Origin of the sequence: Leifsonia aquatica, assembly GCF_014190775.1 — a bacterium.
Lineage (GTDB): Bacteria > Actinomycetota > Actinomycetes > Actinomycetales > Microbacteriaceae > Leifsonia > Leifsonia aquatica.
The window spans coordinates 179805-206322 of record NZ_JACHVP010000003.1; the positions used below are offsets into that span (position 1 = coordinate 179805).

General features: G+C 71.2%; 20 protein-coding genes. 10 read left to right on the plus strand and 10 right to left on the minus strand.

Annotation, left to right across the window (positions count from 1 at the left end; all coding sequences use genetic code 11):
• Positions 1-12 precede the first annotated feature (12 nt).
• From FHX33_RS14160 to FHX33_RS14175, 4 genes are all read left to right on the plus strand, one after another.
• Complete coding sequence (locus tag FHX33_RS14160; protein ID WP_021762535.1) at positions 13-1143, plus strand: AI-2E family transporter; 1131 nt, start codon at positions 13-15, stop codon at positions 1141-1143.
• A gap of 94 nt (positions 1144-1237) precedes the next feature.
• Positions 1238-2008 (plus strand): FadR/GntR family transcriptional regulator, encoded by a 771-nt coding sequence (locus FHX33_RS14165; RefSeq protein ID WP_183428642.1) that lies wholly within the window; start codon positions 1238-1240, stop codon positions 2006-2008.
• Positions 2005-3273, plus strand: a complete 1269-nt coding sequence (locus tag FHX33_RS14170; protein ID WP_183428643.1) for an MFS transporter — start codon at positions 2005-2007, stop codon at positions 3271-3273. The genes FHX33_RS14165 and FHX33_RS14170 overlap by 4 nt, the downstream gene beginning before the upstream one ends.
• A 79-nt stretch (positions 3274-3352) precedes the next feature.
• Positions 3353-4192 (plus strand): helix-turn-helix domain-containing protein, encoded by an 840-nt coding sequence (locus FHX33_RS14175; protein ID WP_183428644.1) that lies wholly within the window; start codon positions 3353-3355, stop codon positions 4190-4192.
• 100 nt (positions 4193-4292) lie between these two features.
• On the opposite strand, the gene FHX33_RS14180 is transcribed toward FHX33_RS14175, so the two are convergent.
• Positions 4293-5384, minus strand: a complete 1092-nt coding sequence (locus FHX33_RS14180; RefSeq protein WP_420870889.1) for an NAD(P)-dependent oxidoreductase — start codon at positions 5382-5384, stop codon at positions 4293-4295.
• Here FHX33_RS14180 and FHX33_RS14185 point away from each other — a divergent pair.
• Entirely contained in the window at positions 5286-6179 is an 894-nt protein-coding gene (locus FHX33_RS14185; protein WP_183428645.1) for a LysR substrate-binding domain-containing protein, read from the plus strand. The genes FHX33_RS14180 and FHX33_RS14185 overlap by 99 nt on opposite strands.
• Positions 6180-6257: 78 nt before the next feature.
• Here the strand turns inward: FHX33_RS14185 and FHX33_RS22185 are convergent, their stop codons facing one another.
• Complete coding sequence (locus FHX33_RS22185; RefSeq protein ID WP_039921603.1) at positions 6258-9737, minus strand: Ig-like domain-containing protein; 3480 nt, start codon at positions 9735-9737, stop codon at positions 6258-6260.
• Positions 9738-10165: 428 nt separating this feature from the next.
• Between FHX33_RS22185 and FHX33_RS14195 the strand changes: the two genes are divergently transcribed.
• Together FHX33_RS14195 and FHX33_RS14200 are read left to right on the plus strand one after the other, a co-directional pair.
• Positions 10166-10954: a hypothetical protein gene (locus tag FHX33_RS14195; protein ID WP_021761230.1), complete on the plus strand. Its 789-nt coding sequence runs from the start codon at positions 10166-10168 to the stop codon at positions 10952-10954.
• An 82-nt stretch (positions 10955-11036) separates the two neighbouring features.
• On the plus strand, positions 11037-11927 hold the full coding sequence (locus tag FHX33_RS14200; RefSeq protein WP_021761228.1) for a L,D-transpeptidase: 891 nt from the start codon (positions 11037-11039) through the stop codon (positions 11925-11927).
• A 5-nt stretch (positions 11928-11932) separates the two neighbouring features.
• On the opposite strand, the gene FHX33_RS14205 is transcribed toward FHX33_RS14200, so the two are convergent.
• From FHX33_RS14205 to ctaD, 6 genes are all read right to left on the minus strand, one after another.
• Complete coding sequence (locus FHX33_RS14205; protein WP_051336922.1) at positions 11933-13348, minus strand: MATE family efflux transporter; 1416 nt, start codon at positions 13346-13348, stop codon at positions 11933-11935.
• 92 nt (positions 13349-13440) lie between these two features.
• Entirely contained in the window at positions 13441-13920 is a 480-nt protein-coding gene (locus FHX33_RS14210) for a MarR family winged helix-turn-helix transcriptional regulator (RefSeq protein WP_021761224.1), read from the minus strand.
• A gap of 124 nt (positions 13921-14044) precedes the next feature.
• Positions 14045-15217, minus strand: a complete 1173-nt coding sequence (locus FHX33_RS14215) for a thiolase family protein (protein WP_021761222.1) — start codon at positions 15215-15217, stop codon at positions 14045-14047.
• 72 nt (positions 15218-15289) lie between these two features.
• On the minus strand, positions 15290-15901 hold the full coding sequence (locus tag FHX33_RS14220) for a vitamin K epoxide reductase family protein (RefSeq protein ID WP_021761219.1): 612 nt from the start codon (positions 15899-15901) through the stop codon (positions 15290-15292).
• Between the two features lie 4 nt (positions 15902-15905).
• Complete coding sequence (locus FHX33_RS14225; protein ID WP_183428646.1) at positions 15906-16154, minus strand: hypothetical protein; 249 nt, start codon at positions 16152-16154, stop codon at positions 15906-15908.
• Entirely contained in the window at positions 16151-17863 is a 1713-nt protein-coding gene (gene ctaD, locus FHX33_RS14230; protein WP_021765771.1) for an aa3-type cytochrome oxidase subunit I, read from the minus strand. Before ctaD ends, FHX33_RS14225 begins: the two co-directional genes overlap by 4 nt.
• A gap of 138 nt (positions 17864-18001) precedes the next feature.
• On the opposite strand from ctaD, the gene FHX33_RS14235 reads away from it, so the two are divergent.
• Positions 18002-18625 carry a helix-turn-helix domain-containing protein gene (locus tag FHX33_RS14235; protein ID WP_051337095.1) on the plus strand — a complete coding sequence of 208 codons (624 nt, stop codon included), beginning with the start codon at positions 18002-18004 and terminating at the stop codon, positions 18623-18625.
• Here the strand turns inward: FHX33_RS14235 and FHX33_RS14240 are convergent.
• Both FHX33_RS14240 and FHX33_RS14245 read right to left on the minus strand, forming a co-directional pair.
• Complete coding sequence (locus FHX33_RS14240) at positions 18622-19515, minus strand: hypothetical protein (protein ID WP_021765773.1); 894 nt, start codon at positions 19513-19515, stop codon at positions 18622-18624. The genes FHX33_RS14235 and FHX33_RS14240 overlap by 4 nt on opposite strands.
• A gap of 95 nt (positions 19516-19610) precedes the next feature.
• Positions 19611-22157, minus strand: a complete 2547-nt coding sequence (locus tag FHX33_RS14245; protein WP_183428647.1) for an MMPL family transporter — start codon at positions 22155-22157, stop codon at positions 19611-19613.
• Between the two features lie 84 nt (positions 22158-22241).
• Here FHX33_RS14245 and FHX33_RS14250 point away from each other — a divergent pair, with 84 nt between their 5' ends.
• Both FHX33_RS14250 and FHX33_RS14255 read left to right on the plus strand, forming a co-directional pair.
• Complete coding sequence (locus tag FHX33_RS14250) at positions 22242-22823, plus strand: TetR/AcrR family transcriptional regulator (RefSeq protein ID WP_021754402.1); 582 nt, start codon at positions 22242-22244, stop codon at positions 22821-22823.
• Between the two features lie 190 nt (positions 22824-23013).
• Positions 23014-26517: a DUF7507 domain-containing protein gene (locus FHX33_RS14255; protein WP_155828932.1), complete on the plus strand. Its 3504-nt coding sequence runs from the start codon at positions 23014-23016 to the stop codon at positions 26515-26517.
• The last annotated feature ends 1 nt before the right edge of the window (position 26518 follow it).

The following is a 26518-nucleotide window of genomic DNA, read 5'->3' on the forward strand; positions in this document are numbered from 1 at the left end:
AAGGCAGGGGACATGAAGCGCAGAAGCGATCCGGAGGCCGTGGCGGGCTCGCCCGCCGCCAGCGCCGCTCCCCATAGAGGTGCCCTGCGCCGCATCCACCCCTTCACCTTCGGACTGGTCGGCGCCCTGGGCGTGCTGGTCGCCCTGCTGATCGGCTCCGTCATCGGCCAGCTCTCGACGGTGCTCGTCTACATCGGGCTCGCGCTGTTCCTGGCCCTCGGCCTCGACCCCATCGTCTCGTTCATCGAGCGCAAGCTCCCGCGCGGCGCCGCGGTCAGCATCGTGGTCGCCGTGGTGATCCTGGCGTTCGCGGGGATCATCCTCGCCATCGTCCCCGTGCTCGTGCAGCAGATCACGCACCTGGTGCAGACGTTGCCGACCACGATCGAGGACTTCACCAAGAGCAGTTGGTACAAGGACGTCACGAACCAGTACGGCGACAGCATCCAGCAGGGTCTGGACGGCGTGCTCAACTTCTTCAAGGACCCGGGCAACCTCGCCACCATCGGCGGCGGGCTGATCGCCGTCGGCGCGGGCATCGCCGGTGGCCTGACCGGCGTGACGATCGTGCTCATCCTGACCCTCTACTTCATGGCGTCGCTGCGCTCGATCAAGCGGATCGCCGCCCGCTTCGTGCCGGAGTACCGCCGCGAGGGCTTCGCCGAGCTCGTCGACGACGTCTCCGGTGCGGTCGGCCGCTACGTGATCGGGCAGGCGAGCCTGGCGCTGATCAACGGCATCCTGAGCCTGATCTTCCTCACGATCATCGGGGCGCCCCAGCCTGCGCTCCTCGCCCTGATCGCCTTCCTCGGATCGCTGATCCCGCTGGTCGGAACACTGATCGGCGCGATCATCAACTCGCTGATCTGTCTGCTCGCGTCGCCCCTCACCGCGCTCGTCGCGTTCATCTACTACCTGGTTTACATGCAGGTGGAGGCGTACGTGCTCAGCCCGCGCATCATGAACAAGGCCGTGGCGGTGCCGGGCGCGATCGTCGTCATCGCGGCGGTCGGCGGCGGCACGATCGGCGGGATCCTCGGGGCCCTCGTCGCGATCCCGGTCGCGGCCAGCGCGATCATCATCATCCAGAAGGTCGTCTTCCCGGCGCAGGACCGCAAGGTCGTTCCCCCGATCGACGCATAAGTCGGCCAGGGTCCGCCGAAGGGGCGATTCGGCCGTTTTGCCATGTCGGCAAACTTTGTCCGACATTTGATCATTTGCTGCTAGCGTGGCCGTCATGCCTCGCCTCGCCCCCAACGTTCCGCTTTCGGAACGCATCGCCAACCAGCTGCGCCAGCGCATCGCCGAGGGGGAGTTCCCGGTCGGCACGCTGCTCCCGACCGAGGTCGATCTGGCCCGGGAGTTCGACGTCAGCCGCGGCTGTGTGCGGGAGGCGGTCCGCTCCCTCGTGCACGCCGGGATGCTCGGCGCCCGCGCCGGGTACGGGACGTTCGTCGTCGCGACCAGCGATCTGGCACCCGCGCTCGCCCGTCGACTCGAGCACGACCGCATCGCCGATGTGCTCGAGGTGCGGCTGCTGCTGGAGCGCGAAGGCGCCCGGCTGGCCGCGACCCGCGCGACGCCGGAGCAGCGGGAGGTGCTGGCCGAGGCGCTGGCGGAGCGCGCCGCCGCCCGCGACACCGGTGACGCGCCCGCGTACGCCGAGGCGGACCGCCGGTTCCACCGCGCGATCTTCGAGGCCTCCGGCAACGTGCTGCTGGCCGAGCTCTACCGCGGGGCAGGCGGCAACGATCAGGCGCTGCTTCACCTGGACTCGCCGGACGTCGACCTCGACGCCCTCGCCGACGACATCGCGCGCATCGACGCGACGCACGTCGAGCTGGTGGCGGCGATCGAGGCCCGCGATCCGGATCGCGCCGCGGACGCCGCCGAACGGATGGTGCACGTCGCCCACGCGCAGGCCGGGTTCGAACCGTCGCAGGATGATCAACCCACGGCCCAGCCCAAGGCCCAACCCGCCGACCAGCCCGAGGAGAACGCCCGATGAGCACCGAGACCCGTCCCACCCCCGCCCAGCGGGCCGCGCGGACGCCCGCCGCCATCCGCCCGCTGCGCCCCGCCCTGGTCATCGCCGGACTGCTGCTCGTCGCCGGCAACCTCCGCGCCGGCATCACGACCGTCGGCCCGGTGCTCGCCGAGCTGCAGCACGACCTGGGGCTGTCGTCGCTGACGGCGTCGATCCTGATCAGCCTCCCGCTGCTCGCGTTCGCGTTCGTGTCGCCGGTCGCCCCGGCGTTCGCACGCCGCCTCGGTCTCGAGCGGGCGCTCGGCGTCGCACTCGCCGGTCTCGCAGTCGGGCTCGTGGTCCGCTCACTGCCGGGGCTGCCGCTCCTCTGGATCGGCACGGGGCTGCTCGGCGTCGCCATCGCGATCCTGAACGTGGTGCTCCCGGCGCTCGTGAAGCGCGACTTCCCGACCCGCATCGGGCAGGTCACGGGCGCCTACTCGGCGGTGCAGGCCTCCTTCGCCGCGATCGCCGCCGGTGCCGCCGTGCCGGTCGCCGCGCTCACGGCGTGGGGCTGGCGCCTCCCGCTCGGGATGTGGGCGGGCCTCGCGCTCATCGCCCTCGCCGTCATGGTGCCGCAGCTGCGCCGCCGCACCGTCGTGCCGCCGTCCGAGGACGACGTCGCTCTGACCGAGCCGCACCACGCCGCGCCCTCGGGTCGCGCGGCCGGCGCCCGGTCGCCCTGGGGCACGGCCATCGGCTGGCAGGTGACCGCGTTCATGGGGCTGCAGTCGGTCGGCTTCTACGTGTTCATCACCTGGCTTCCGTCGATGGAGGGCGCGGCCGGGGTGGATGCGGCCGCCGCCGGTGTGCACCAGCTGCTGCTGAACGCCTTCGGCATCGGGGGCAGCCTGCTCGCCTCCACGCTCATCCCGCGCTTCCGCGACCAGCGCCTGCTCGCCGTCGCCGGGCCCGCGCTCTTCGCGCTCGCCGCGCTCGGCGTGCTGCTCGCCCCGCAGCTCGGCGGTGTCTGGGCGAGCATGGCAGGCCTCGCCGGCGGGTCGAGCATCGTGCTCGCGCTCTCGTTCTTCGGCCTGCGCACCCGGCACCACGACCAGGCGGCGGCGCTCTCGGGGATGGCCCAGTCGGTGGGCTACGTGCTCGCCGCCGCGGGTCCGATCGCCGCGGGTGCGCTGCACGACGCGACAGGCTCGTGGACGCCGGCGCTCGCCATCCTCGTCGGCCTGCTCGCCGTGCTCGGCGTGTTCGGCTACCTCGCGGGGCGCGCTCGGGTGATCGCGGACTGAGCCCGCCGCCGCGGGCCCGGAGCCGCTCCCGCTGCCGCCGATCGCCGGTGCGCGACGCATCCCGTAGGCTCGGTGCACCATGAGCGAAGGGCCGTCGAACGAGGCACCGGCGCCGGCGGGATTCGGCTTCCGCCAGCGGACGGCCGGCGACGCCGTGGAGACGTGGGACGTCACGCTCGACGGCGTCGGGTTCGCCCGGCACCGGCACGAGACGTACGGGATCGGCGTGACGCTCTCCGGCGTGCAGCGGTTCTACTACCGCGGCGAGCACCACGCGGGCCTCGTCGGAGAGTGGCACATCCTGCATCCCGGCGAACTGCACGACGGGATGCCCGGAGACGCCGAGGGCATCGCCTACCGCATCTTCTACGTCGACCCGGCGGCGATCCGCGCGGCGGGCGGGACGACGGGCCTGCCGTTCGTGCGCGACCCGATCGCGCGGCCCGACCGACTGCCGCTTCCCGGCGCGGCCACGGTCGCCCGCTGGTCGGCCGCGGGCGACGAGCTGCAGGAGGTCGAGGTCGTCGAAGCGCTCGCGCGCGTGCTGGTCGCCGCCTCCGGGGGCCCGTCGCCGGCATGGTCGAAGCGGGTCGACCTCCCCGCCGTGCTGCGGGTGGCCCAAGCGCTGCGCGACGAGCCGCAGTCGGCCTGGAGCGCTGCGCGGCTCGAGGGGCTGTCCGGGCTCAGCCGGTGGGAGCTCGCCCGGCAGTTCTCGGCGGCCCTCGGCACGAGCCCGAGCCGCTACCGTTCGGCCAGCCGGGTGCGGGCGGCGCGTCGGCTCCTCGCCGACGGCTGGTCGCTCGCCGACGCCGCCGCCGCGGCCGGGTTCAGCGACCAGGCGCACCTGACGCGCGTGTTCCGCGAGACGCAGGGCCTGACGCCGGGCCGCTGGCGCGCCGCGCAGCGCGCTCCGCACTGAGCTCGCCCCACCTCCACTCCTCGCCGCCGAGTGGGCGAATTCTTCGCCGCCTCGGCCGTTTCGCGTGCACTTCGTGCCGCCTCGCCGCCCGGCCGCCTCGTCAGGGGCGCGAGGAGGGTGCCCGCGCCGCGAGCGCGGTGACCACCGCGGCCATGTCCTCGCCCGCCCGGCCGCTTGCAGCGGTCTCGGCGAACAGCTCGCGGCACACGGTGATGAGGGGATGGGCCGAGCCTGCTTCGCGCGCCGCGTCCTCGATGAGGGCGGCGTTCTTGAGCACGTCGCCGATCGCCGCCTGCGGCGAGAGGTCGCCGTCGACGAGCTTGGCCGCCTTGCCGCGCGAGACGGCGGAGGCCATCGGGCCGGCGTCGAGCACCTCCCGCAGCACCCGAGGGTTAGCCCCGGTCACCTCGGCGAAGTGGAACGCCTCCGCGAGCCCCGTCACCATCGTGATGAGGAAGGTGTTGACCGCGAGCTTCATCGTGAGCGCCGCGGGAACGGCGCCGCAGACGAACCGCTGCGCACACATCGCGTCGACGATCGGCGCGACCTCGGCGACCGCCTTGTCCGGTCCGGCCAGCATCGCGACGAGCGTCCCCTCGGTCGCGGGGCCGCGGGAGCCGGAGACGGGCGCCTCGACGTACGCGCCGCCCGCTGCCGCGATAGCGGTTGCGAGTCCGCGGGAGTAACCGGGCGTCACGGTGCCCATCTGCAGGACGATCCGGCCGGCTACCCGCGCGGCGAAGGCCGGACCGGCGCGGTCGAGCACGGCGTCGATCGCGTCCTCGGTGGCGAGCATGAGGATGACGGTGCGGCAGCGGGCGAACAGGTCGTCGACATCCCGGGCGATCGTGGCGCCGGCCTCGGCGAGCTCGGCGGCGGGGCCGGGCGAACGGTTCCAGACGACGAGGTCGACACCGGCCGAGAGGAGGTTGGCCGCCATCGGGCGCCCCATGATGCCGAGCCCGGCGAAGCCGACGGGGGAGGAGGTGGCGGAGAGCATGCTCCAGGGTCGCCCGCGACGGCACGCCGGGTCTTGAACGGATGTGCGACTACGGTGGGAGTCGCCACAACCGTCCCTTGTGTCTGGAGCCGCATGCGCGAACCCGATCTCGACAGCCTCCGCCTGCTCGTCGGCGTCGCCGCATCCGGGAGCCTCTCGCGAGCCGCGCAGGCGGCCGGCGTCTCGCAGCAGGCCGCGTCGGCGCGGATGGCCGCTCTCGAACGCGATCTCGGCGTCGCCCTCCTGACCCGCACCTCCCACGGCACCAGCCCGACCGAAGCCGGCGCGATCGTCGTCGAGTGGGCGACCGAGCTGCTCGCCGCCGTCGACCGGTTCTCGTCCGCCACCGCGGCGCTGCGCGCGCCCGCCTCCGGGAGCCTCCGCGTGGCCGCGAGCATGACGATCTCCGAGCACCTCGCCCCGGCGTGGCTCACGGCTCTGCGGGCGGCCGAGCCCGGCGTCCGCATCGAGCTGACCGCGGCGAACAGCGTCGGGGTGGTGGAGGCCGTGCGCGGCGGGGCGGCGGATCTCGGCTTCATCGAGACCCCCGACCTACCCTCCGGCCTCCCGCACCGCACGATCGCGACCGACGAGCTCGTGGTCGTCGTCGGCCCCCGGCACCCGTGGGCCCGACGCCGCTCGGGCGTGACCGCCGCCGAACTCGCCGCCGCCCCGCTCGTCGTCCGCGAGAGCGGCTCCGGGACGCGCCTGGCACTCGAACGGGCGCTCGCCGAGGCGGGGCTCGCACCCGTCGAACCGGCGCTCGCGCTCTCGACGACGAGTGCGATCCGCTCCACCGTCGCGGCCGGCGCCGGACCGGCAGCGCTCAGCATCCTGGCCGTCCGCGACCAGCTCGCGCAGGGCACGCTGGTGCAGGTGCGCGTCCTCGACCTGCGCGTCATCCGCCCCCTGACCGCGATCTGGAGCGGAGGCGCCACGCCTACCTCCTCCGCCGCGGCCCACCTCCTCCGCCTCGCCACCCGCTGACACCGCCCGCGCCAAACCGCCGAGTACGCGATTTCTCTGCGTACTCGGCGGTTTTCGGCCCAGGTTCTTCGTACTCGGCTACTCCGCGATGCGGCGGCGGCGAGAGACGGCCAGGAGGCCGGCTCCTGCGAGCAGCACGGTCACCCCGGCGAGCAGCCAGAGGCCGATCGCCGATCCCGTCTCGGCCAGCGCGTCGGCGCCGGTCGAGGCCGAACCCGTGCCGGCTCCCGAGCCGACCGATCCCGCTCCGTCCGTCCCGGATCCACCGGTGGAGGCCGCCGGCACGACGGTCACCGTGATCGGGTCCGAGGTGGAGGCGCTCGCGGTGGCGGTGCGGGCGAAGGAGGCCGTGATCGCGTGATCGCCGGCCGCGAGGCCGCCGGGGAGCGTCAGGGTGGCGACGCCGTCCACGATCTCCACCTCTCCGAGCACCGTCGGCGCAGCTGCTGCGGCGGCCACCGCGACGAGGGCGGAGGCCTTCGCCGTGGGAGCGGAGGCGGGCTCGCCTCCGTCGAGGAAGGCGATCGTGCCCGCGGTGTCGCGGCCGGTCACCGTGGCGGTGAAGGTGACCTTCTGCCCGGCCGTCGGCTTCGCCGGCGACACGGTGACCGTCGTCTCGGTCGGTGCGAGCACCGAGACGGACACCGTGGCGGTGCGGCCCGAACCGGAGCCCGTCGCCCTCGCGTCGGCGGGACCGAGATCGGCGTCCTCTGCGACGGGCACCACGACCGAGGCCGTGCCGTCCGCCTCCGCGACCGCGGTGCCGAGGTCGGTGGCGCCGTAGCGGAACGCCACGGTCTCGCCGGCCCGGTACCCGGTCGCGCGGAGGGTGAACGAGTCGCCAGGGGCGACGTCCTCGGCCGAGGTCTCGAGCGGGACGGGGTTCGTCGCGGCCGCGAGCTCGGCGCACACGTCTCCCTGCGCGCCGACCGGGGCCAGCGCGGGAGCGGCGCCCGTCACCCCGTCGTCCTCGCGGACGGTGAGGTTGGCGAACGCGCTCGCGCCCATGACGGCGTTCGTGCTGTTCGTCACGCTGACCTTGAAGGCCGTGCTGGGCGACGCGGAGGCGGCGGTGTTGCCGAGCGTCGGCACGGTGACCGCCTTGCAGGTCTCGCCGGGGGCGAAGGCGACCTTCTCCATCCCGATCCCGACGCCGACCGATCCCGCCGCCGCACCGATGACGCTGACGTACGCCGTGACCGCCGACTTCTCCGCGCGGTTCAGGTAGACCGCGACGTCGGCGCTGCCGGGGCCGTTGCCCTCCTCGACGATGGTGGGCGCGACGTTCACCGAGGTCCGCGTCTGCACCACGGCGGTCCCGACGGACGGGGTGTCGAAGGCCAGGTCGGAGAGGTAGACGCCTCCCGTGCCGGTGCCGTCCGCGCCGACCGCTGCCGTGAGACGCACCTCGCGCACGTCGGTCAGGTCGATGCCGGTGATGGTGGAGGTCGGGATGGTCAGCTGCTGCAGCACGACCTTGTTGAGGGTCGTGTTCGTCCCGCCCGGCATGCGGTTCACGGCGAGCGGGTTCACCGCGGAGGCGGCGATCGCGAACGTCTTGCCCGCGCCGTCCACGACGGTGATCCGGAAGTCGGTGCCGTTCTGCACGGCCTCGTCCGGCGCCGTCTTCAGCGTGAGCTGGGACTGTCGCGAGACGTCGCGGTATTTCGCCGGGACGGTCACGCGCAGCTCGCCCGTGCTCGGCACGGCGGGATCGGTGGTCGATGCTCCCGTCCAGAGGAACCGCGTCACCGGGAACTCGGGCACGTTCGGCGCGAACGATCCGGGCGTCCAGTGCGGCACCTGGGCGGAGGCCTTGGTCGTGGCGCAGAACGGGAGCGACTGCGGCACGGTGCGGCCGGTCAGGTTCGTGCAGACCGCGGCGGTCGCGCCTCCCGAGACCCGCACGAGCGAGCTCGTCTCGGTGAAGTCGTTCACCAGGGAGGTCTTCGAGGCGGGCTGGGTCGCCATCGTCCGCACGTCGGCGTACGCCGTCGACGCGGTGGACGGCTTGACCGATCCGTCGAACAGCGACTGGAACTGCGTCTCGCCGCCCATGGTGAGGCGGAAGAAGCCGGTCATGTAGCTGACGCCGACCTGGTACTGCTGAGCAGCCGTCATGCGCGTCGGGTCGGTGGTCGCGCAGGTCGACGTGGTGTCGGTGGTGCGCCAGTCGTCGCCCGTGGCGGCCGGGTAGAGGCCCGGCGTCCACACGGTGTTGAAGAAGTTGTGGTTCGCTCCCATCACCCAGACGGCGGAGCGGAGCACGTCGTCGTCGAACGCGTGGCGCGAGTCGTCGATGAAGTGCTGGCCCTGCTGGTTGGAGACGTCACCGTCGCAGTAGGGGAGGAACACGGCGGTCGGCACGTCGGGCAGCGTCATGCGGCCGAAGTCGACGGGTGCGAGCGGGAGCACCGACTCGATGCCGTACGGCTTCGCCAGCGCCTGGTTGAGGGTCGCCGCCGAGACGACGCCCTCGCCACCGCGCGAGTGGCCCATGATGCCGACGTGCCCGAGGTCGAAGCGTCCCTTCAGCGACGCGGCGGTGATGCCGGAGGCGGCGGCGGGCTGATCGGTGCGGGTGGTCGCCCGCACGAGGGCCTCATCCAGGGTCCGGGTCGTCGTGGTGCTCGGGACGGTGCTGGTCGCGGTGGTGATGTCGTCGAACGCGACCGCGTCGCCGGCCGTGGCCTTCGCCAGCATCCCGAGGGTGTCGAGGATGAGCTGGCCGCGGGCCTGCGCGCCGTAGTCGAGCGCGAGCTGGTTGTCGTTCGAGTTGACCGAGTTGGCCGCGATCGAGAGCACGTTGTAGCCGCGCGAGGCCAGCGCCCGCGCCGTGCCCTCGTAGCCGAGGTACGAGCGGATGTTCATCTGCGTCGGGCCGCAGGGCCAGCGCAGCGGGTTGGCTCCGGTGCCCGAGCACGAGGTGTGGCGGCCGTGCAGCAGGACGATCGTCGGCCGGGCGCCGGCCGCATTCGTCAGGTACATCTTGCCGGTGAGCTCGCCGCGGATGCCGCCGATCGCGGCCAGCGGCACGGCCTGGTCGCCGAAGTCGTACTCGGCCTCGGTGACCGCGTACGAGCCGAGGTCGGCCGGGTCCTCGACGGCGGCGAGCTGTGCGAACGACTTCAGCTGCTTGGTGAGGGTCGTATTCTCGGGGACGGCCGGTGTGGCCGGAGCCTCGGGCGTCTCGGCGGCCTTGTCGTCGTCACCGCTCGACCACCCCTTGGTGACCGAGGAGGCGTTCGCGACGGCCGGGTCGGTGGTGACGACCCCGAGGGTCAGTCCGTCGGCCGACTCCGTGGCGAGGCCGATCGGCTCGCCGTCGACGACGAGGGTCGGTGCGTCGTCGACCATGGGCAGCGGCTCGTCGAGCTCGAGGGTGACGACGTAGCCGCCGGGGGAGGTGGTGACCGCCCAGTCGGAGCCGGAGGCCACGACCGGGTCGGGGGCGGGAGCCGCGAGGGCGGCAGGGGCGGTCGTCAGCGCGACGACCGGAATGAGGGCTGCGGCGACGGTGAGCGCGATCCGTCGTCGTACAGGCAGGCGTGTTGGCACGGTTCTCCTAGCTCGGGGGCGTGGGGGAGGTCGTCCGGGCATGGCGAAGCAGCCGGTCCGGGCGGCGAGGAGGAGCAGTGAGAGACAGGCTGAACGGTCTCTCAGAAAGGAGGTTATGGGTACCTGGATGGCCGGAGGGGCCGCGGAAACGGACTGGTAACACAACGTTTACGGCGGGCAAATAAACCAGCCACCGGTGATCAGAAAGCGCTTGCAGATGTCAAGTGTCGGCCCTCCCCAATCCGAGGGGAGGAGGGTCTCCACCACTGGCCCAGCGGGACGTCGGCTGCGGAGAGGAGCGACGCGTCTACTGAACGCATGTTCGGCACTACGTAAATCGAGCCGGAGGCCGAGACCGCGCATCAGGCCGCCTCCTAGATTCGCACGTGGGCGACCTCGCCCGTCTACCTCACCAGTCAGGGAGTTCCATGCTTTCCACCACCAAGGTGCGCGCAGCGTCCGTTCTCGGTGCTGTCGCCGTCGCCGGTGCTCTGTCCCTCTCCGCCGTCCCCGCCAATGCGGCCGGCGCCGAGATCTCTCTCGCGTCGTCGACGTTCACCATCGGGGACTGGGGCTCCGGCATCGCCGTCACGGGTTCGGGCTTCGACCTCGACGCCGACGTGACCGTGTCGCTCGTGGACGTCGAGTCGACCGGCCCGACCGTGCTCGACAGCATCATCACCGAGAGCGACGACGCCGGCGCCATCCTGCTGGACTGGACGCCGACCGCCAACGCCATGACGGCCGACTACGACAACGGCTACCTCGCGGTGGTCGCAACCGACGGCTCCGGCAATCTGGCCGCCGAGGTCCCGCTGACCCTGTTCGCCCCCGAGGGCATCTGGACCGACGCCGCCACCATCACGACGGCCGAGCTCGCCGACGAGAACGTCGGCGCCATCGTCTGGGCCGGTGGTTACACGCCGGGCGAGAGCGTCACCACGACCATCGTCTACAACGGCTACACGTTCGAGCACACCGACCCGGCGGACCGGTTCGGCGGCATCGCGTTCAGCTGGTCGCTCGTCGGCGGCACCGTCGAGGCCGGGACCATCGACTTCACCGTCGTCGGAGCCGACTCGAAGCTCTCGCAGTCGATCAGCGTCGCGGTGACCGGCCCCACGATCGAACTCGGTGGCGCTCCCGATGGCGAGGTCACGCCGGTCCAGGTCTCGCCGGCAGGTGGCGCGGTCACCAGCCCGCGCGTCGCCGGCTGAGCGTCAGCGTCTCCGGCCGGCGGCACCTCGGGTGCCGCCGGCCGTTTTCCGTTCGATCAGCCCGGACCACCGGAGAGCGCTCATGCCGAAGCCCCCAACCCTCATCGCCGCCGCGTCCGCCGTTGCCGTCCTCGCTGCCGCCATCGGCCTGACGGGCTGCGCGCAACCGGACCCCACGCGTACTCCGAAACCCTCCGCGTCGGTCACGGCCGTACCGACCGAGGCCGCGTCCACAGCCCCGCCCGTTCCCGCTCTGACACGTTCTGAGATCGCCGCGCTGCCCGCTGCGGTCTATGACGCCGTCGTCCCCGGCCTCCTGCCAGCGCCGGCCGGGAAGCTGACGGCGCCGACAGCGCACCGAGTGATGTTCGACGTTCCGCTGTTCGGCGCGGACCGCGCGACACCCGTCGCCCGCATCCCGGCCACGGACTTCCGGGGCCAGCGGACCGTGGTCGTGCCCATCCAGCTCGACGGGCCCTGGGCGCTCGTCCTCACCCCGGCGCGGCAGGTGCTGCCCTCGCAGGTCGCGGCAGGTGAGGCCGCCCCCGCGCAGACCGCGGCCTGGATGCCGGCCGCGAGCCTGGCCGGCGCGACGACCCTCGCCAAATCGGTGCACATCTCGGTCGCCGGACAGTCGCTCAGCATCCTTGACGCCGCAGGTGCCACGACGGCTTCCTGGACGGTGGGAGTCGGCACCGACGAGACCCCGACGCCGACCGGCGTCACAGGCTACCTGCAAGCCCGCTACACAGACCCCGACCAGGGGCAGTCCGTGCACCCGATCCAGCTCACCTCGCTGCACGCGACCACCGCCGACGAGCCCTTCGGAGGCTCTGACGGCGGCTTGATCGGCATCCACTACTTCGAGCAGAGCAGCGGTGCGGTGTCCCACGGCTGCGTGCGCCTCCCGGCAGACGCGCTCACGGCCGTGAACGCGCTGCCGCTCGGCACCCTGGTCGTCATCGAGGGCTGAGCGCCTTAGGCGGCCACGGCCTCCTCGGCAGCAGCCAGTGCGGCCTCCGCCTGCTCGGGGGTGGCGACCAGCGCCTTCCGCGACGCGGCGAACAGGGCGGCGCCGAGGACGAGCACCAGCAGCTCCGTGACCGTCATCGCCCAGATGACGCCGGTGATCCCGAACACCGCGTTGCCGATGAGCACCACCGGGATGAACAGGATGCCCTGCGCGACCGACATGATCGTCGCGTTGCGCATCTGCTCGGTGGCCTGGAAGACCGCGATGATCAGGCCGGTGAAGCCGTTGAACAGGGTCGAGACCAGCATGGCGGTGAGGATGAGCGTGCCGTCCTCGATGACCGACGGGTCGGCGCTGAAGAGCGCGAACACCTGGTCGCGGAAGAGGAAGACGATCGTGGAGAAGACGAGCACGATCCCGGCGATCGCGACGGCGCTGCCGGTGATGGCCTTGCGCAGCCGGGCGCCGTTGCGGGCGCCGAACGCGTAGGCGAACAGCGGGATCGCGCCCATGAAGACGCCCATGCAGATCATCTCGGGCAGCTGGGCGATGCGCAGCGCGACACCCATCGCGGCGAGCAGGGAGGCGCCGTAGGCGATCGCGATCCAGTTCATGACCAGGGTCGTGACGATGAGGAACGACGACATCAGCAGCTCGGAGGCGCCGACGCCGAACACCGTGGTGAGCATCTCGCGGTCGGCGCGGAAGAAGCGCGGCGCGAGCGAGATGGACTCGCTGCGGCGGGAGAGCCACCACACGTAGTAGGCGACCGTCACGATGTTCGAGAGGCCGAGCGCGATGCCGGCTCCGAGCACGCCCCAGCCGAGGCCGAGGATGAAGACGACGTCGAAGAGGAGGTTCGCGATGGTCGAGGCGATGAGTCCGGTCATGGACGCGACGGCCGCGCCTTCCGCCCGCACCAGCTGCTCCAGTGCGAAGGCCGACACGTAGATCGGGGCGAAGGCGAACATCGCGCCGATGTACAGCGCGGTCGGTTCGAGCGAGGCGCCCGACGCTCCGACCGCCATGGCGATCGGCGTCGCGAAGATCACGCCGAGCACGCCGATGACGACGCCGCCGGCGATGGCCCCCCAGAACGTGAACGACGAGACCTGCTTGATGCGCGTGGCAGCGGCCTCGGCATCGGCGCCCGGCTCCTCCTGCGACCCGAGGAGGCGCGAGACGAACGTGCCGCCGCCGACGCCGAAGACGCCGCCGACCGCCATCACCAGCGCGAAGACCGGAAGGGAGAACGTCAGCGCCGCGAGCAGGGGGGTGGAGTGGAGGGCGCCGACGAAGCCGGCGTTGATGATGTTGTAGACGGCGCCGACCGAGAAGCCGGCGATCATGGGCACGCAGAGGTGCACGAGAGCCCGCCAGATGGGGGCCGACGAAAGGGTGAGGCGGTTGGATGAGGACATGACGATGTCTCCGTTCCGGTGAACGGCTGGGAAGCCTGGTGATCAGAGGATGCCGCCGCGAGGGCGGGTGCCGGCGCGGCGGCGTATGCCGGCTAGCGGCGGCGGCTGCGCTCGGTGGTGCCGGGCGGCGGGGCGTCGCCCGCTTCGACGATGGAGTCGGCGAGCGGCTGGAGCAGGGCGATGAGGGCGTCCTGGTCGGCGTCGTCGAGCACCGCGAAGATGCGCTCCTGCGCCGCGGTCATGACGTCGTCGAACCCGGAGACGACCCGGGAGCCCTCCGCGGTGGCGCGGATGAGCTTCACGCGGGAGTCCGTCGGGGACGGCTCGCGCGTGATGTAGCCGCGCTCCTCCAGCCCCTGCAGGAGGCTGGTGACGCTGGCCGGCGTGGTACCGGACATCTCGGCCAGTTCGCGGGCGATCACTCCGCGGTCCTGGTTCTCGTCGAGGTAGGCGAGGGTGAACGACTGCGAGCGGGTGAGCCCGCTCTGGCGGATCCACTCCTCTCCGGCGGCCCGCTGCGCGAACAGGATCGTGCGCAGGAGGTCGGCAAGCCGCTCGGTTCTCGATGTCATAGTTAGAACTCTAATCATTAGAATTCAAACTGTCAACATCCACCCGCCGAGTACGCGAATTCTCTGCGTACTCGGCGGTTTCGGGCCCACTTTCTGCGTACTCGGGGGCTGCTCGCCGGCCGGATCAGGCCTGAAGGACGACCGCCATGCCCTGGCCGACGCCGATGCAGATGGCGGCGACGCCGATCCCGCCGCCGCGCGCCGCCAGGGCGTGCGCCAGGTGCCCGACGATCCGGGCTCCGGAGGCGCCGAGCGGATGCCCGATGGCGATCGCGCCGCCGTGCACGTTGACCTTCGCCGGGTCGAGCTCCGGCCAGAGCCGCAGGCACGCGAGGGACTGTGCGGCGAACGCCTCGTTCAGCTCCACCAGGTCCACGTCGTCCCAGGTCAGGCCACTGCGGGCGAGGGCGCGTTCGACCGCCGCGACCGGCGCGATCCCGAAGGCGTCGGGCTCGTTGCCGACGATCGTGCGGGCGACGATGCGCGCCAGCGGGGCGGTGTCGAGCGCACCCTCGGCGCCGAGGAGCAGCATCCCCGCCCCGTCGTTGAGCGGGGAGGAGTTGCCCGCGGTCACCGTACCGCCCTCGCGCCGGAACGCGGGCGCCAGACCGGCCAACGCCTCCGCCGTCGTGTCGGGTCGGATGCTCTCGTCGCGATCGAGCGCGACGCCCGGCACGGGCACGGCCTCGACATCGTATGCGCCGGCGTCCCACGCCGCGGCCGCTCGCCGATGCGACTCCAGCGCGAACGCATCCTGCTCCTCGCGCGGGATGCCGAACCGATCGGCGAGCAGCTCGGCCGTCTCGCCGAGGGGCACGGTCCACGCGGACGGCATCGCCGGGTTCACGAGTCGCCAGCCGAGCGTCGTGGAGACCAGCGCCTGGTCGGCCGCGGGATACGGCCGGTCGGTCTTCGGCAGCACCCAGGGTGCCCGGGTCATCGACTCCACGCCGCCCGCGACGACGAGGGCGGCGTCCCCCGTCTCGACAGCACGGCTCGCCTGCACGACCGCCTCGACACCCGACCCGCACAGCCGGTTCACCGTGGCGCCCGGAACCGTGACCGGGAGCCCCGCGAGCAGCACGGCCATCCTGGCCACGTTGCGGTTGTCCTCGCCTGCCTGGTTGGCGTCGCCGAGGAGCACATCGTCGATGGTCGCCGGGTCGAGGCCGGGATGCCGGTCGACGAGGGCGCGCAAGGTGGAGGCGGCCAGGTCGTCCGGGCGGACCCCGGCGAGGGCCTTTCCGTATCGGCCGAACGGCGTGCGCACGGCGTCGTAGACGAACGCGGCGGTCATGCTGCCTCCTCCGGTCGCCGCTTCGTCGCGGGCGATCCTCCGCCAGCCTAAGACGTCGGGCGGGCGCGCGCGTCAGGCGAACGCGCGGTGGATCCAGTCGAGCTGGATCTGCGCGAGCACGGCGACCACCGCGTAGCTCGCGACCGTGAGCACGGGCACCCAGCCGGAGAGCGTCACGAAAACCCGGCGCGCTCGTTCGGGGACGGGGATGGTGCCCGACTTCAGGTTGTACAGCGTCACGCCCCAGAAGGTCGGGATGGTGACCGCCCACGTGACCATGCACCAGGGGCAGAGGATGTGCAGCACGGTCAGCGACGCCGTGATGAGGAACACCACCAGCGCCAGCGCGAGCACCACGCCCGCGTTGAAGGCGATCCAGAACCAGCGGGCCAGGCCGCCGCGGCTCGCCAGCACGGCGACGCCCGCGGCGATCGTCGCCGTCCAGCCGATCAGTCCGAGCAGCGGGTTCGGGAACCCGAGCAGCGAGCCCTGCCACGAGGCGAGGTTCGTCGCGCAGCCGATCAGGACGTTGAAGCTGCAGGTCAGCTGCGCGTTCGGGTCGCGCAGCATGTCCAGCTTGTCGATCGTCAGGAGGAAGGCGGCGGCCAGGCCGATGGCGCCCGCGACGATCAGCCAGATCGCGAGGAGACGCGGCCGCGGGTCGAGGCGGGAGGCGGTGGTCATCGGTTCACACCGGCCACGGAAGCATGCAGATGCCCACGACGAGCATGGTGGCCGCTGCGATCGCCGCGGCGCCGGCGGCGGAGTGCCGGCGCGCATCCCGGGTGGAGCCCCACAGCTCGGCCCGCGCGCAGGTGCGCTCCGCATCCCGCACGATCTCGCCGGTGCCGGGGAGGTCGAGGTCCAGCGCCCCGCGCCGCGCCTGCTGGCGGATGCGCGCGGCCTCCTCGACCGTCATCGTCGTCGTGCTGCTCATCGCGCCTGCTCCGACTCCTCGGCGGTGAGCGACTCGGGCGCCGCCCCGGCGGCCAGCGGCGCGAGCTGCGCACCGGTGCCGTGGTGCAGGTCGAAGGCGGGCGACTCCGAGCGGATGCGCGGGATCGACGTGAAGTTGTGCCGCGGCGGCGGGCAGCTCGTCGCCCACTCGAGTGACCGGCCGGTGCCCCACGGGTCGTTCACGGTGACCTTCGGCGCGCGACGCCAGGTCAGGTAGATGTTGACCAGCAGCGGGATCATCGACGCCGCCATCACCGCGGAGCCGAGGGTGGAGAGCTGGTTCATCCAGGTGAAGCCGTCCTGCGGCAGGTACGTGGCGTATCGACGCGGCATCCCGATGACGCCGAGCCAGTGCTGGATGAGGAAAGTCATGTGGAAGCCGATGAACAGCAGCCAGAAGTTCCACGTGGCGAGCGTCTCGTTGAGCATCCGCCCCGTCCACTTGGGCCACCAGTAGTAGAGGCCCGAGAAGGTCGCGAAGATGACCGCGCCGATCAGGACGTAGTGGAAGTGGGCGACGACGAAGTACGTGTCGGAGACGTGGAAGTCGAGGGGAGGCGAGGCGAGGATGACACCGGTCAGGCCGCCGAACGTGAAGTTGATCAGGAACCCGATGGCGAAGAGCATGGGCGATTCGAACGTCAGCGAACCCCGCCACATCGTGCCGACCCAGTTGAAGATCTTCACGCCCGTCGGCACCGCGATCAGCATCGTCATCAGCGAGAACCAGGGCAGGAGCACGCTCCCGGTCACGTACATGTGGTGCGCCCACACGGTGATCGACAGGGCGGCGATCGCGACGGTGGCGTAGACGAGGGTCTTGTACCCGAAGATCGGTTTGCGGCTGAAGACCGGGAGGACCTCCGAGATGATCCCGAAGAAGGGCAGCACGATCACGTAGACCTCGGGGTGGCCCCAGAACCAGAAGAGGTGCTGCCAGAGCAGCGCGCCTCCATTCGCCGCGTCGAAGATGTGGGCGCCGAAGACGCGGTCCGCCATGGCGGCGACGAGGGCCGCGGCGAGCACCGGGAACGCCATGAGCGCCAGGATCGAGGTGATGAGCGTGTTCCAGGTGAAGATCGACATCCGGAACATCGTCATGCCCGGCGCGCGCATGGTCATGATCGTGGTGATGAAGTTGACCGACGAGAAGATCGTCGCGAAGCCGAGCAGGACGGCGCCGGCGAACCAGAGGGTGTTCCCGAGTCCGGGCGAGAAGGTCGTCGAGGCGAGCGGCTGGTAGGCGAACCAGCCGAAGTCCGCGGCGCCCTGCGGGGTGAGCAGGCCGCCCGCGGCGATGAGGCCGCCGAACAGGAAGCACCAGAACGAGAACGCGTTCAGCCGCGGGAACGCCACGTCGGGCGCCCCGAGCTGCAGCGGGATGATGACGTTCGCGGCGCCGGTGAAGAACGGCATCGCGTAGAGCAACAGCATGATCGTGCCGTGCATCGTGAACATCTGGTTGTACTGCTCGCCCGACAGGATGTGCAGGCCCGGCTCCATCAGCTGCGCGCGGATGAGGAGCGCCATGATCCCGCCGATGGCGAAGAACACACCGGACGCGACCATGTACATGTAGCCGATGGTCTTGTGGTCGGTGGAGGTGATCCAGGTCACCACGATGTTGCCCTTGCGGGTCGGGCGGGTGAGCGCTCGCTGCTGCGGAGGGTCCGTGGTGGTCGCGGTCATCCCTCGATCGTGGTGGCCGGGGAGGCGCGCTGCCGGGCGGAATGCCGGAAATAATACATGCGTTGTGGCAGGCCCCCGAGCCCTTCTACGATGTGTAGAAAAGCCGTCCCGTTCGGGTCGGAGAGCGGAGAAGAGCACGTGGCGCAACGGCAGTCGACCGGCCTCCGGCGAACGCTGGTGTCATCGCCGCGCATCCGGCTCCTCGCACGCCTCCAGCACGAGAGCCCGCAGACCGCGCCGCGCCTGGCGGAGGATGTCGACCTCCATCACAACACCGTTCGCGAACACCTGGAACGCCTGATCGACGACGGCTTGGTCGTCCGCACGACCGAGCACCGCACCGTGCGCGGCCGTCCGCAGGTGCTGTACTCGGCCGCCAACGGGCTCGACGGGGCGAGCGAACGCGCACGAACCCAGACCGACGACGCGATCGCCCTGGGCCGCGCGTACCGCCAGGCGTACCCCGTCTCAGCGGAGGCCGGCACCGACACCGACACCGCGGCAGACGCGCAGCTCGATGTGCTCGAGGACTACCTCGACCGCTGCGGCTTCGAGCCTCGCGTCGACCGGCCCGCCCTCGAGATCCGCCTGACCTGTCCCTTCGGCGACCTGCGCTCCGAGCTCGCCGACTCCCTCTGCACGGTCGACCGGAAGGTGGTGTGCAGCGTCGTGGCGCGGGTAGAGGGCCCGCTCGACGTGACCGGCATCACGCCGACAGCGGATGCCGTGACGTGCGTCCTCACGATGAAGCGGCGGCTCTAGAACCGCCGGACGCTACTCAGCCCGAGCTCGCGGCGCCAGTGCGCCAGGAACTCGGCGCCGGCGTCGTCGTGGATGGCGTCGCCGATCGTGATCACCTCGTACGGGCGATCCAGGATGCCGTCGGCCGGGCGCACATCCACGTGCGCGACATCGAAGCCGGCGTCGTGCACATAGTCGGCCATCTTGTAGTCGCTGCGGGAGTCGCCGACCGAGCGCCAGCGGCGGGGGAGCGGACCGCGCTCGGCGAAGTACTCGAAGGCGCGCTGCGCACCGCGGTCCTTGTCGAGCAGCACCGACTCGATGTCCGTCGAGATGATGGTCGGATCGATGCGGAACGGCACCGCGCCGGCCGCGTCGGGCGTCGAGCGCTCGCCGTAGCGCAGGCCGATCCCGAGCCCGGTCAGGAGCTCGTACGCCGCATCCTGGAACCGCGGCTGCGCCTCCTTGTAGACGTCCGACTCCACGTCGGTGCGCTGCTCGACCGAGATCATCGCGCGCTTCGTCTCGTCGAAGAACATCGTGTCCGCGAACCGCTCGCGCACGAGCGAGCGGATGCCGTCGACCGCCTCCGGGGAGAACGCGACCGACTCGTCGACCGTCACCTCGCCCATCCCGTCGGCCGTGATCGCCGCCCAAGCGCCGCCCTTCTCGAAGACGCCGAACATCCGGGCGCCCTGCTGCTCGAGCGCATCCCCCAGCCCCGCGTCGAGGAGGGGTGCGACGACCTGGTGGCGGATGAAGTCGCCGGAGCGCCCCGTGATGAACGCGATCGGCACCCCGGCCGCCGCGATCGCGACGAGGTCGGTGACGATGCTGCGCACGTTGATGGTGCGGGTGACGGGACTGGCGAGCGGGCCGTCGACGTCGAAGAGGAGTCCGAGATTGTGCACACCCCATTCTCGCCGATGGCGCGCGCCTCCACATTCGTCACGAATGTCGTGAAAGCGACGCCCAAAGGCGACATTCGTGACGAATGTGATGACGACTAGCGCGTCGGGAGAGGCTCCGGGTCCGCCGCCGGGTCCGCAACAGCCGCGTCCACCGGGGTGCCGTCGACGTGGTGGCGGCGCTCGAGGTTCGCGCCCTCCACGTCCACGTTCGGGAGGATGCGGTCGAGCCAGCGCGGCAGCCACCAGGCGCCCCGCCCGACGAGGTGCATCAGGGCGGGCATGAGCAGCATGCGGACCACGAACGCGTCGAGCAGCACGCCGAAGGCGAGGCCGAAGCCGAGCGACCGGATGATCGTCGAGTCCGAGAAGATGAACCCGCCGAAGACCGACACCATGATGATGCCCGCCGCGATCACGACCGAGCGGCCGGCGCGGAAACCCTGCGCCACGGCCAGGCGTGCGGGCGAGCCGTGCACGTACGCCTCCCGCATCCCGGTCGAGAGGAACAGCTGGTAGTCCATCGCCAGTCCGAACAGGATGCCAACGAGGATGACCGGCAGGAAGCTCAGGATGGGCCCGGTCGTGTGGATGCCGAACAGCGCACCGAACCAGCCCCATTGAAAGACGGCCACGATCGCGCCGTACGTCGCGAACAGGGAGAGCACGAAGCCTCCCGTCGCGATCAGCGGCACCACGAAGGACCGGAACACCACGATCATGATGATCAGCGACAGTCCGACGACGACCGCGAGGTAGAGCGGAAGGATGCCGACGATCTTCTCGGAGATGTCGATGTTGCTGGCCGCCTGCCCGGCGACGCCGAGCGTGATGCCGTCGCCGACCGCGGGCAGGTCGCGCAGGTCGCGCACGAGCTGCTCGGTGGAGGCGCTGCTCGGCCCCTCCTTCGGCACCACCTGGAACGCGGTGAGCCGGTGGTCGTCCGAGACGGCGATCGGGGCGACGGCGGCGACATCGGACTGGTCGGCGAGCTTCTTCGCGATCGTCAGCTGCGTCGCGGTGACCTGGTCGTCGTCGAGACCGGCGGGCAGTGTGGCCGAGACGAGCAGGGTGCCGTTGGCACCGGCGCCGAAGGAGTCTTCGATCACCTGGTACGCGCGGGCGGTGGTGGAGCCGGCGGGCTCCTGGGCGCCGTCCGGGAGGCCGACGCGCATCGTGAGGATGGGCGCGGCGATGACGAGGAGGCCGACGATGGTGGCGACGACGGTCACGACGGCGCGCCACGTCTTCATCGGGCGCACCGGCTTCTGAGCGCGGTGCTCGTGGGCGGCGGCGCGGGCGCGGGCCTTCTTGGTGAGCACGCGCATCCCGACCAGGCCGAGGAGGGCGGGCGTCAGCGTGATGGCGATCAGCACGGAGACGGCCACGGCGATCGCGCCCGCTGTGCCCATCAGGCCGAGGAACGGGATGCCGGTGACGTTGAGCGCCAGAAGGGCGATGACGACGGTCGCGCCGGCGAAGACGACCGCGTTGCCGGCCGTGCCGGTGGCGAGGCCGATCGACTCCCGCACCTCGGCGCCCTGGAGGAGCTGCTTGCGGTGCCGGTTGATGATGAAGAGCGCGTAGTCGATGCCGACGGCCAAGCCCAGCATCACGCCGAGCACGGGAGTGACCGACGCCATCTGCACCACGCCGGAGAAGGCGAGGGTGCCGACCGCGGAGATGGCGACGCCGAGGATGGCGGTGACGAGCGGGAGCGCGGCGGCGATGACCGAGCCCAGCATCACGAGCAGCACGATGGCGGCGATGATCACGCCGATCAGCTCGCCGACACCGAGCACCTCGGGAACGCCCTGGGCGAGCTCGGTGGAGAAGTCGGCGGTGACGCCCTCGACGGGGTTCTTCTCGAAGTGGTCGATGACGGCGTTCTTCGACTCCTCCGAGAGCTCGAGGCGCGGCTTGTCGAACGCGACGCTCACGAGCGCGGCGGAGCCGTCGGAGGAGACGAGGCGGATGTCCTTGGCGAGACCGAGGAGTTCGGCTCCCTGGTCGAGCTTCGCGGTCTGCGTCGTCAGCTCGGTGCGGCCGTCGGTGAGCTTCTGCTGCTGCTCCGCGAGCTGGGCCTTGCCGGCGTCGAGCTGCGCCTGCTGCGCATCGAGGGCGGTCGTGGGCTGCCCGGCGGCGACGAGCTGCTGCTTCGCGGCGTCGAGCTGCGCCTGGGCCGCCTCCAGCTGGGCTGTGCCGGCGTCGAGCTGCGTCTGCCCGGCGTCGAGCTGCGCGGTCGCGGCGGTGATCTTCGCCCGGCCGTCGGTGATCTGCTGCTGCTGGTCGGCGCGCTGCTTCTCGGTCGAGAACGGGTCGGTCACGCCCGAGACGTCGGGCAGGTCCTTGGCGCTCTCGATGCGGTCGGCGATGGCGGTCTTCTGCGCATCGGTGAAGGCCGATCCGTCCTTCGTGGTGAGCACGACGGTGCCGGAGGCGCCGCTGAACTTCGGCAGCTTCTTCGCCAGATCGTCGGTCACCGCGCCGGAGGCCGTGCCCGGGATGTCGAAGCTCGAGCTGAGCCCCTTATAGCCGATGAGGAACCCGGCGCCCGCGATGGCGAGCACCACGATCCAGGCACCGATGACGACCCAGGCCCGCTTGGCGGATCCCTTTCCCAGGCGGTACAGCAACTCGGCCATCTCATCCTCTCCGTGGCGTCCACGCGCCGACTCGGTCGATGATACGCACCGTCTCGTATCGAAAGATGAACATAGGATGTGAGGATGACGGGCCGCAGCGGACGCTCGCGCAGCGAGGAAGCGCGCGTCGCCATCCTCGAGGCGACCGCGCGGCTCTTCGCGACCCGCGGCTACGACCACCTGACGATCGAGGGCGTGGCCGCCGAGGCGGGCGTCGGCAAGCAGACCATCTATCGCTGGTGGGGCTCGAAGAGCGAGCTCGTGGTCGACTGCCTGGTCGAGGGCGTGCTCATGCCCGAGCCGCTCATCCCGCCGGACACCGGCGACCTGCGCGCCGACCTGGTCTCCTGGCTGCACGACGTCTTCCACGTGCTGCAGCGCTCGGAGGGCGAGAACCTCATCCGTTCGTTCGCCGCGGCCGCCGCCGAGAACGCCGAGGTCACGCGCCGCATCCGCGATAAGCTCGGAGCGGGTTCAGCCCTCTCGGCCCGCCTGGAGTCGGCGGTGGCGGCGGGCCAGTTGGCGCCCACCGTCCCGATGTCCGAGTTCGGCGAGGTCCTCGTCGGTGCCATCATCCTGCGCGCCCTGGCCCGGGTCGAGACCGACGACGCGTCGGCCGAGCGGCTGATCGCGGTCGTGCTCGACGGGCCCGCGCTCGACCGCTGAGCGGTACGCGGGACTCCTCCTCTACATCCTGAACGTACTGCTCCGTCTACGGAGGACCAGCCCGTCGACACGGAACTTTCGTCGCGTGACACTGAGACCAGCGCAGCAGGCTCCGATGAGGCATATATGCCCGATACATTTCCGGTGGCCCTGTCCATGGGTGCGGTGATGCTGTGAGCGGAGTTTCGATATGCGCGGAGATGCGCCCCTGATCGGTCGGCCCTGGTGGAGGCGTGCGCTGGGCCTCATGATGGCCGCGCTGGTCGCCGTCGCCGCCCTCGCGGGGACACCGGCGGTGGCCGTGGATGCTGGCCTGTCCGACCCCGTGGGCGAGTTCGCGTCGATCGAGGTCGCCGTGCTCTACGACGGTCAGACCCCCGGAGCGCTGGACGACAGCCCGTCGAACGGGATCGTCGCGACGAACGACGTCGTCGGCTTCGCCTGGAACGTCACCGCGACGGACCTCAGCGGCGGAGTCCTCCGGCAGACCCTCCCGGAGGGCTGGACGTGGGATCAGCAGAGCCTGCTCCCGGCGAACAATTCGACGGACTTCTTCCGCGTGACGGGGACGATCAGCCCCGACGGACGGACCCTCACGGTCGTCGTCGAGACGCTCGCACCGGGGAACCCCGCGCACTTCGAACTCGGGGCGCTCCGCGCCATCCCTTCGTCGGACGTCCCGAACGGCTCGGTCTACGCAGCGCAGCTCAGCGCGCGCGACGCAGCCGGCGAGACCACCACGACGGCTCCCGCGATCACCGTGGTGAGCGAACCCCGCGTGGAACTGTGGAAGTCGTACGTCGCGACCGCGGCGAACTCGCGAGCACACGACTTCGGTGACGGTGCGGGAGCGGTGGATGCGCGGTACATCGACTACCGTCTGAGCGTCAGGGAGCCTGAAGGCGAGTTCGCGATCGGTGCCTCCGTTGCGACGCTCGGGCAGCCGCTGGTGCTCGGCGACTCCTTCACCGTGGCCGGCGCGAACGCGGCAGCGGAGTTCCAGGGCGAGGTGACGGCGACATCCGTCCCGGGAGCGCGTGCGGACCTGGTGCAGACCGGCCAGTCCTTCACCGTCAGCCTGGACGGTTTCGGAGCCGTGACCGCGGCCTGGATCGACGTGCGGATGTGGGTGCGGTACTCGGACCTTCCCAGTTCGGGATCGGCACTGACCGTGACCAACTCGGTCGCACCGGTCGGCGACTGGATGACCGCGGACGGGGTGCCGATCACTGTCGACCGGACGAATACGACCGTGGCCCGCACGATCTCCCGCCCCGCCGACACCGTGCCGGCCTACGCGTCCAAAGCGATCTACCTCTTCGCCGATCAAGCCGTCACAGGCGATGTCACGGGCGACCCGGCCCAGCTGTCGTCGGAGTTCATCGCCCTCACCACGGGCACCGCGCTCGATCGGGAGGTCGCCCCGGGCTCGCTGGTCGCGTCCCGGTTGCGGGTGCGGGCGGGGACGGTCGCGGAGCTGTCGACCGGTCTGACGAATCTCGTCGCGTACGACTTCTGGAACCCCGGCGAGCAGCAGATCGTCGACGGCGCCTCCATCTTCGTCGGGCAGAACCTCGCGACCTCGTCGATCTCGTCCACCCGCTACACGGTGCAGTACACCGCCGGTGGGGACGCTGCCCACCCCGAGGCGAACCCGTGGTTCGACACGATCGAGGCCGCCGGCGGCGTCACGGCCGTCTCCGGCATCCGCATCGCGTACACCGGGGGCACCTGGAAGAAGGACGCCGATCCGTTCTACGCGTGGTTCACCGTCGGCGTGCCCTTCCGGCTCGTCGGCGCGGTCGGCACGCAGGTCGCCGACACCGCCACCAACCGGTACGACGAGAACAGCGCCGGTCTCTCCGCGAGCTCGTACATCGCCGTCGGCAGCCACCGACTGTCGACCGATGTCGCGTCGTCGGCGAGCTCGATCATGTCGGGTGGCGCCATCGACTATGCCGTCACTCCGATCGCGACCGCCCCTCCCGGCGCCGAGTACGTCGCGACGATGCAGGGCCTCGGGGTAGACGTCGCCGTACCGCCCGGTCTGCGCTCGGTGCAGGTCGACGACGTGCCGGACGGATGGAGCGTCACCGTGGTGGGGGACGCCGCCTCCGGAATGACGCTCCGGTACACGTATGACGGGGAGTGGGACACGTCCAGCGTGCTGCCGACGTTCACCTACCATGTCGTGACCGACATCCTGGCACCCACCTCGAGGGCGTTCGTCACGACGGCGACCGTTCATGCGACCGGCAATCTGCAGACCGAGGCAACACGCACCGGCGTGAACACGGTCTCGGTGCAGCAGGTCGCCGCCGTGAGCGAGCAGAAGCTCGTCGTCGGCGACAGCACCCTGCAGCCCGGGGACACCGCGCGCTGGGAGGCGCGGTGGTACAACACCTCCAGCTCGAGCGCCGGCCGGTCGCATTTCATCGACGTGCTGCCCTTCGACGGCGACGGGCGGGGGAGCGCCTTCACGGGGGACCTCGTGGTCACAGGCGCCGAGATGACGGGCGCAGCCTCCGACGGGATGCAACTGCAGTACACGACGGCGCCCGGTGCCGAGGTCCGGGCCGCCGGGGAGGCAGAGAGCGGGATCGAGTGGGTCGACACGGACGGTACGGATCTCGCCGGGATCTCCGGCGTCACCGCGCTGCGCGTCGTCGTCGCGGACTTCGGCGCCACGGTGACCGGTTACATCGCGCTGCAGGTCTCCGCGCGCATCGACGGAGCCAAGGACGGCGACCGCTTCGTGAACACCGTGGACGCCTGGCTCGGCGTCGGCGGTCACCTCGGCGAGTCGAACCGCGCGACGATCGACGTCGTCGCCGGAACGATCGGCGGCACGGTCTGGCTCGAATCGCCCGATCCCCGCCTCCTCACCGACTGGCGGCCGGTTCCCGGCGCTGCGGTCAGCCTGCTCGACGACCAGGGCGAGTCGGTCGCCGTCGCGACGACCGATGCCGACGGCCACTATCTGTTCGACGGCCTCCGGGGTGGCGGCTACCGGACGATCGTCGACCCCACGACGCTCGGTGCCGCGGACCGCGAGCACATCGTGAACGTGTTCGACCGGGACGGGAACGTCGACAACGACTCGGGGCCCATCGCACTCGAGGTCGGCGAGACCGTCGGCGAGGTCGACTTCGGTTACCGCTTCGATCCCATCGCGATCGCGCTCCACAAGACGGGACGCGTCGGGAACGACCCGCACGCCGGCGATCCCGTGGAGTGGACCTTCACGATCACGAACACCGGCGCGACCGATCTGCTGGGTGTGACCCTGATCGATCACCTCGACGGTGTCCGCGATCTCTCCATCGCGTGGGGTGACGGCACGCCGGGTGAGCTTCCGGCGGGGGTGAGCGTCAGCGCCACGGCGTGGTCGCCGCTCGGCGCAGCCGACCTCGCCGCCGGCTCGATGACGAACACCGCGACGGCGGAGGGGACCGGCCCCGGCGGGATCGTCGTCACAGCAGACGCCGACGCAACGGTGACCTGGACGATCGCCGTGCCCGGTGCCGTGCCGGGGGACGATTCCCCAGAGGCCGGGAAGACCGCCCCAGGCGGCCTCGCCGTCACGGGCGCTGACGCCCGATCCGGCGCCCTGGCGGGACTCCTCGCTGTCGGTGCGCTGGCGGTCGGCGCGCTCGCGCTGCTCGTCTCGACGCGGCGCCGACGGACGCACTGAC

Excerpts from the sequence above, each read along its gene's own strand:
- FHX33_RS14160 (WP_021762535.1), top strand. The coding sequence starts at position 13 with ATGAAGCGCAGAAGCGATCCGGAGGCCGTGGCGGGCTCGCCCGCCGCC.
- FHX33_RS14165 (WP_183428642.1), top strand. The coding sequence starts at position 1,238 with ATGCCTCGCCTCGCCCCCAACGTTCCGCTTTCGGAACGCATCGCCAAC.
- FHX33_RS14170 (WP_183428643.1), top strand. The coding sequence starts at position 2,005 with ATGAGCACCGAGACCCGTCCCACCCCCGCCCAGCGGGCCGCGCGGACG.
- FHX33_RS14175 (WP_183428644.1), top strand. The coding sequence starts at position 3,353 with ATGAGCGAAGGGCCGTCGAACGAGGCACCGGCGCCGGCGGGATTCGGC.
- FHX33_RS14185 (WP_183428645.1), top strand. The coding sequence starts at position 5,286 with ATGCGCGAACCCGATCTCGACAGCCTCCGCCTGCTCGTCGGCGTCGCC.
- FHX33_RS14195 (WP_021761230.1), top strand. The coding sequence starts at position 10,166 with ATGCTTTCCACCACCAAGGTGCGCGCAGCGTCCGTTCTCGGTGCTGTC.
- FHX33_RS14200 (WP_021761228.1), top strand. The coding sequence starts at position 11,037 with ATGCCGAAGCCCCCAACCCTCATCGCCGCCGCGTCCGCCGTTGCCGTC.
- FHX33_RS14205 (WP_051336922.1), bottom strand. The coding sequence starts at position 13,348 with ATGTCCTCATCCAACCGCCTCACCCTTTCGTCGGCCCCCATCTGGCGG.
- FHX33_RS14210 (WP_021761224.1), bottom strand. The coding sequence starts at position 13,920 with ATGACATCGAGAACCGAGCGGCTTGCCGACCTCCTGCGCACGATCCTG.
- FHX33_RS14215 (WP_021761222.1), bottom strand. The coding sequence starts at position 15,217 with ATGACCGCCGCGTTCGTCTACGACGCCGTGCGCACGCCGTTCGGCCGA.
- FHX33_RS14220 (WP_021761219.1), bottom strand. The coding sequence starts at position 15,901 with ATGACCACCGCCTCCCGCCTCGACCCGCGGCCGCGTCTCCTCGCGATC.
- FHX33_RS14225 (WP_183428646.1), bottom strand. The coding sequence starts at position 16,154 with ATGAGCAGCACGACGACGATGACGGTCGAGGAGGCCGCGCGCATCCGC.
- ctaD (WP_021765771.1), bottom strand. The coding sequence starts at position 17,863 with ATGACCGCGACCACCACGGACCCTCCGCAGCAGCGAGCGCTCACCCGC.
- FHX33_RS14245 (WP_183428647.1), bottom strand. The coding sequence starts at position 22,157 with ATGGCCGAGTTGCTGTACCGCCTGGGAAAGGGATCCGCCAAGCGGGCC.
- FHX33_RS14250 (WP_021754402.1), top strand. The coding sequence starts at position 22,242 with ATGACGGGCCGCAGCGGACGCTCGCGCAGCGAGGAAGCGCGCGTCGCC.
- FHX33_RS14255 (WP_155828932.1), top strand. The coding sequence starts at position 23,014 with ATGCGCGGAGATGCGCCCCTGATCGGTCGGCCCTGGTGGAGGCGTGCG.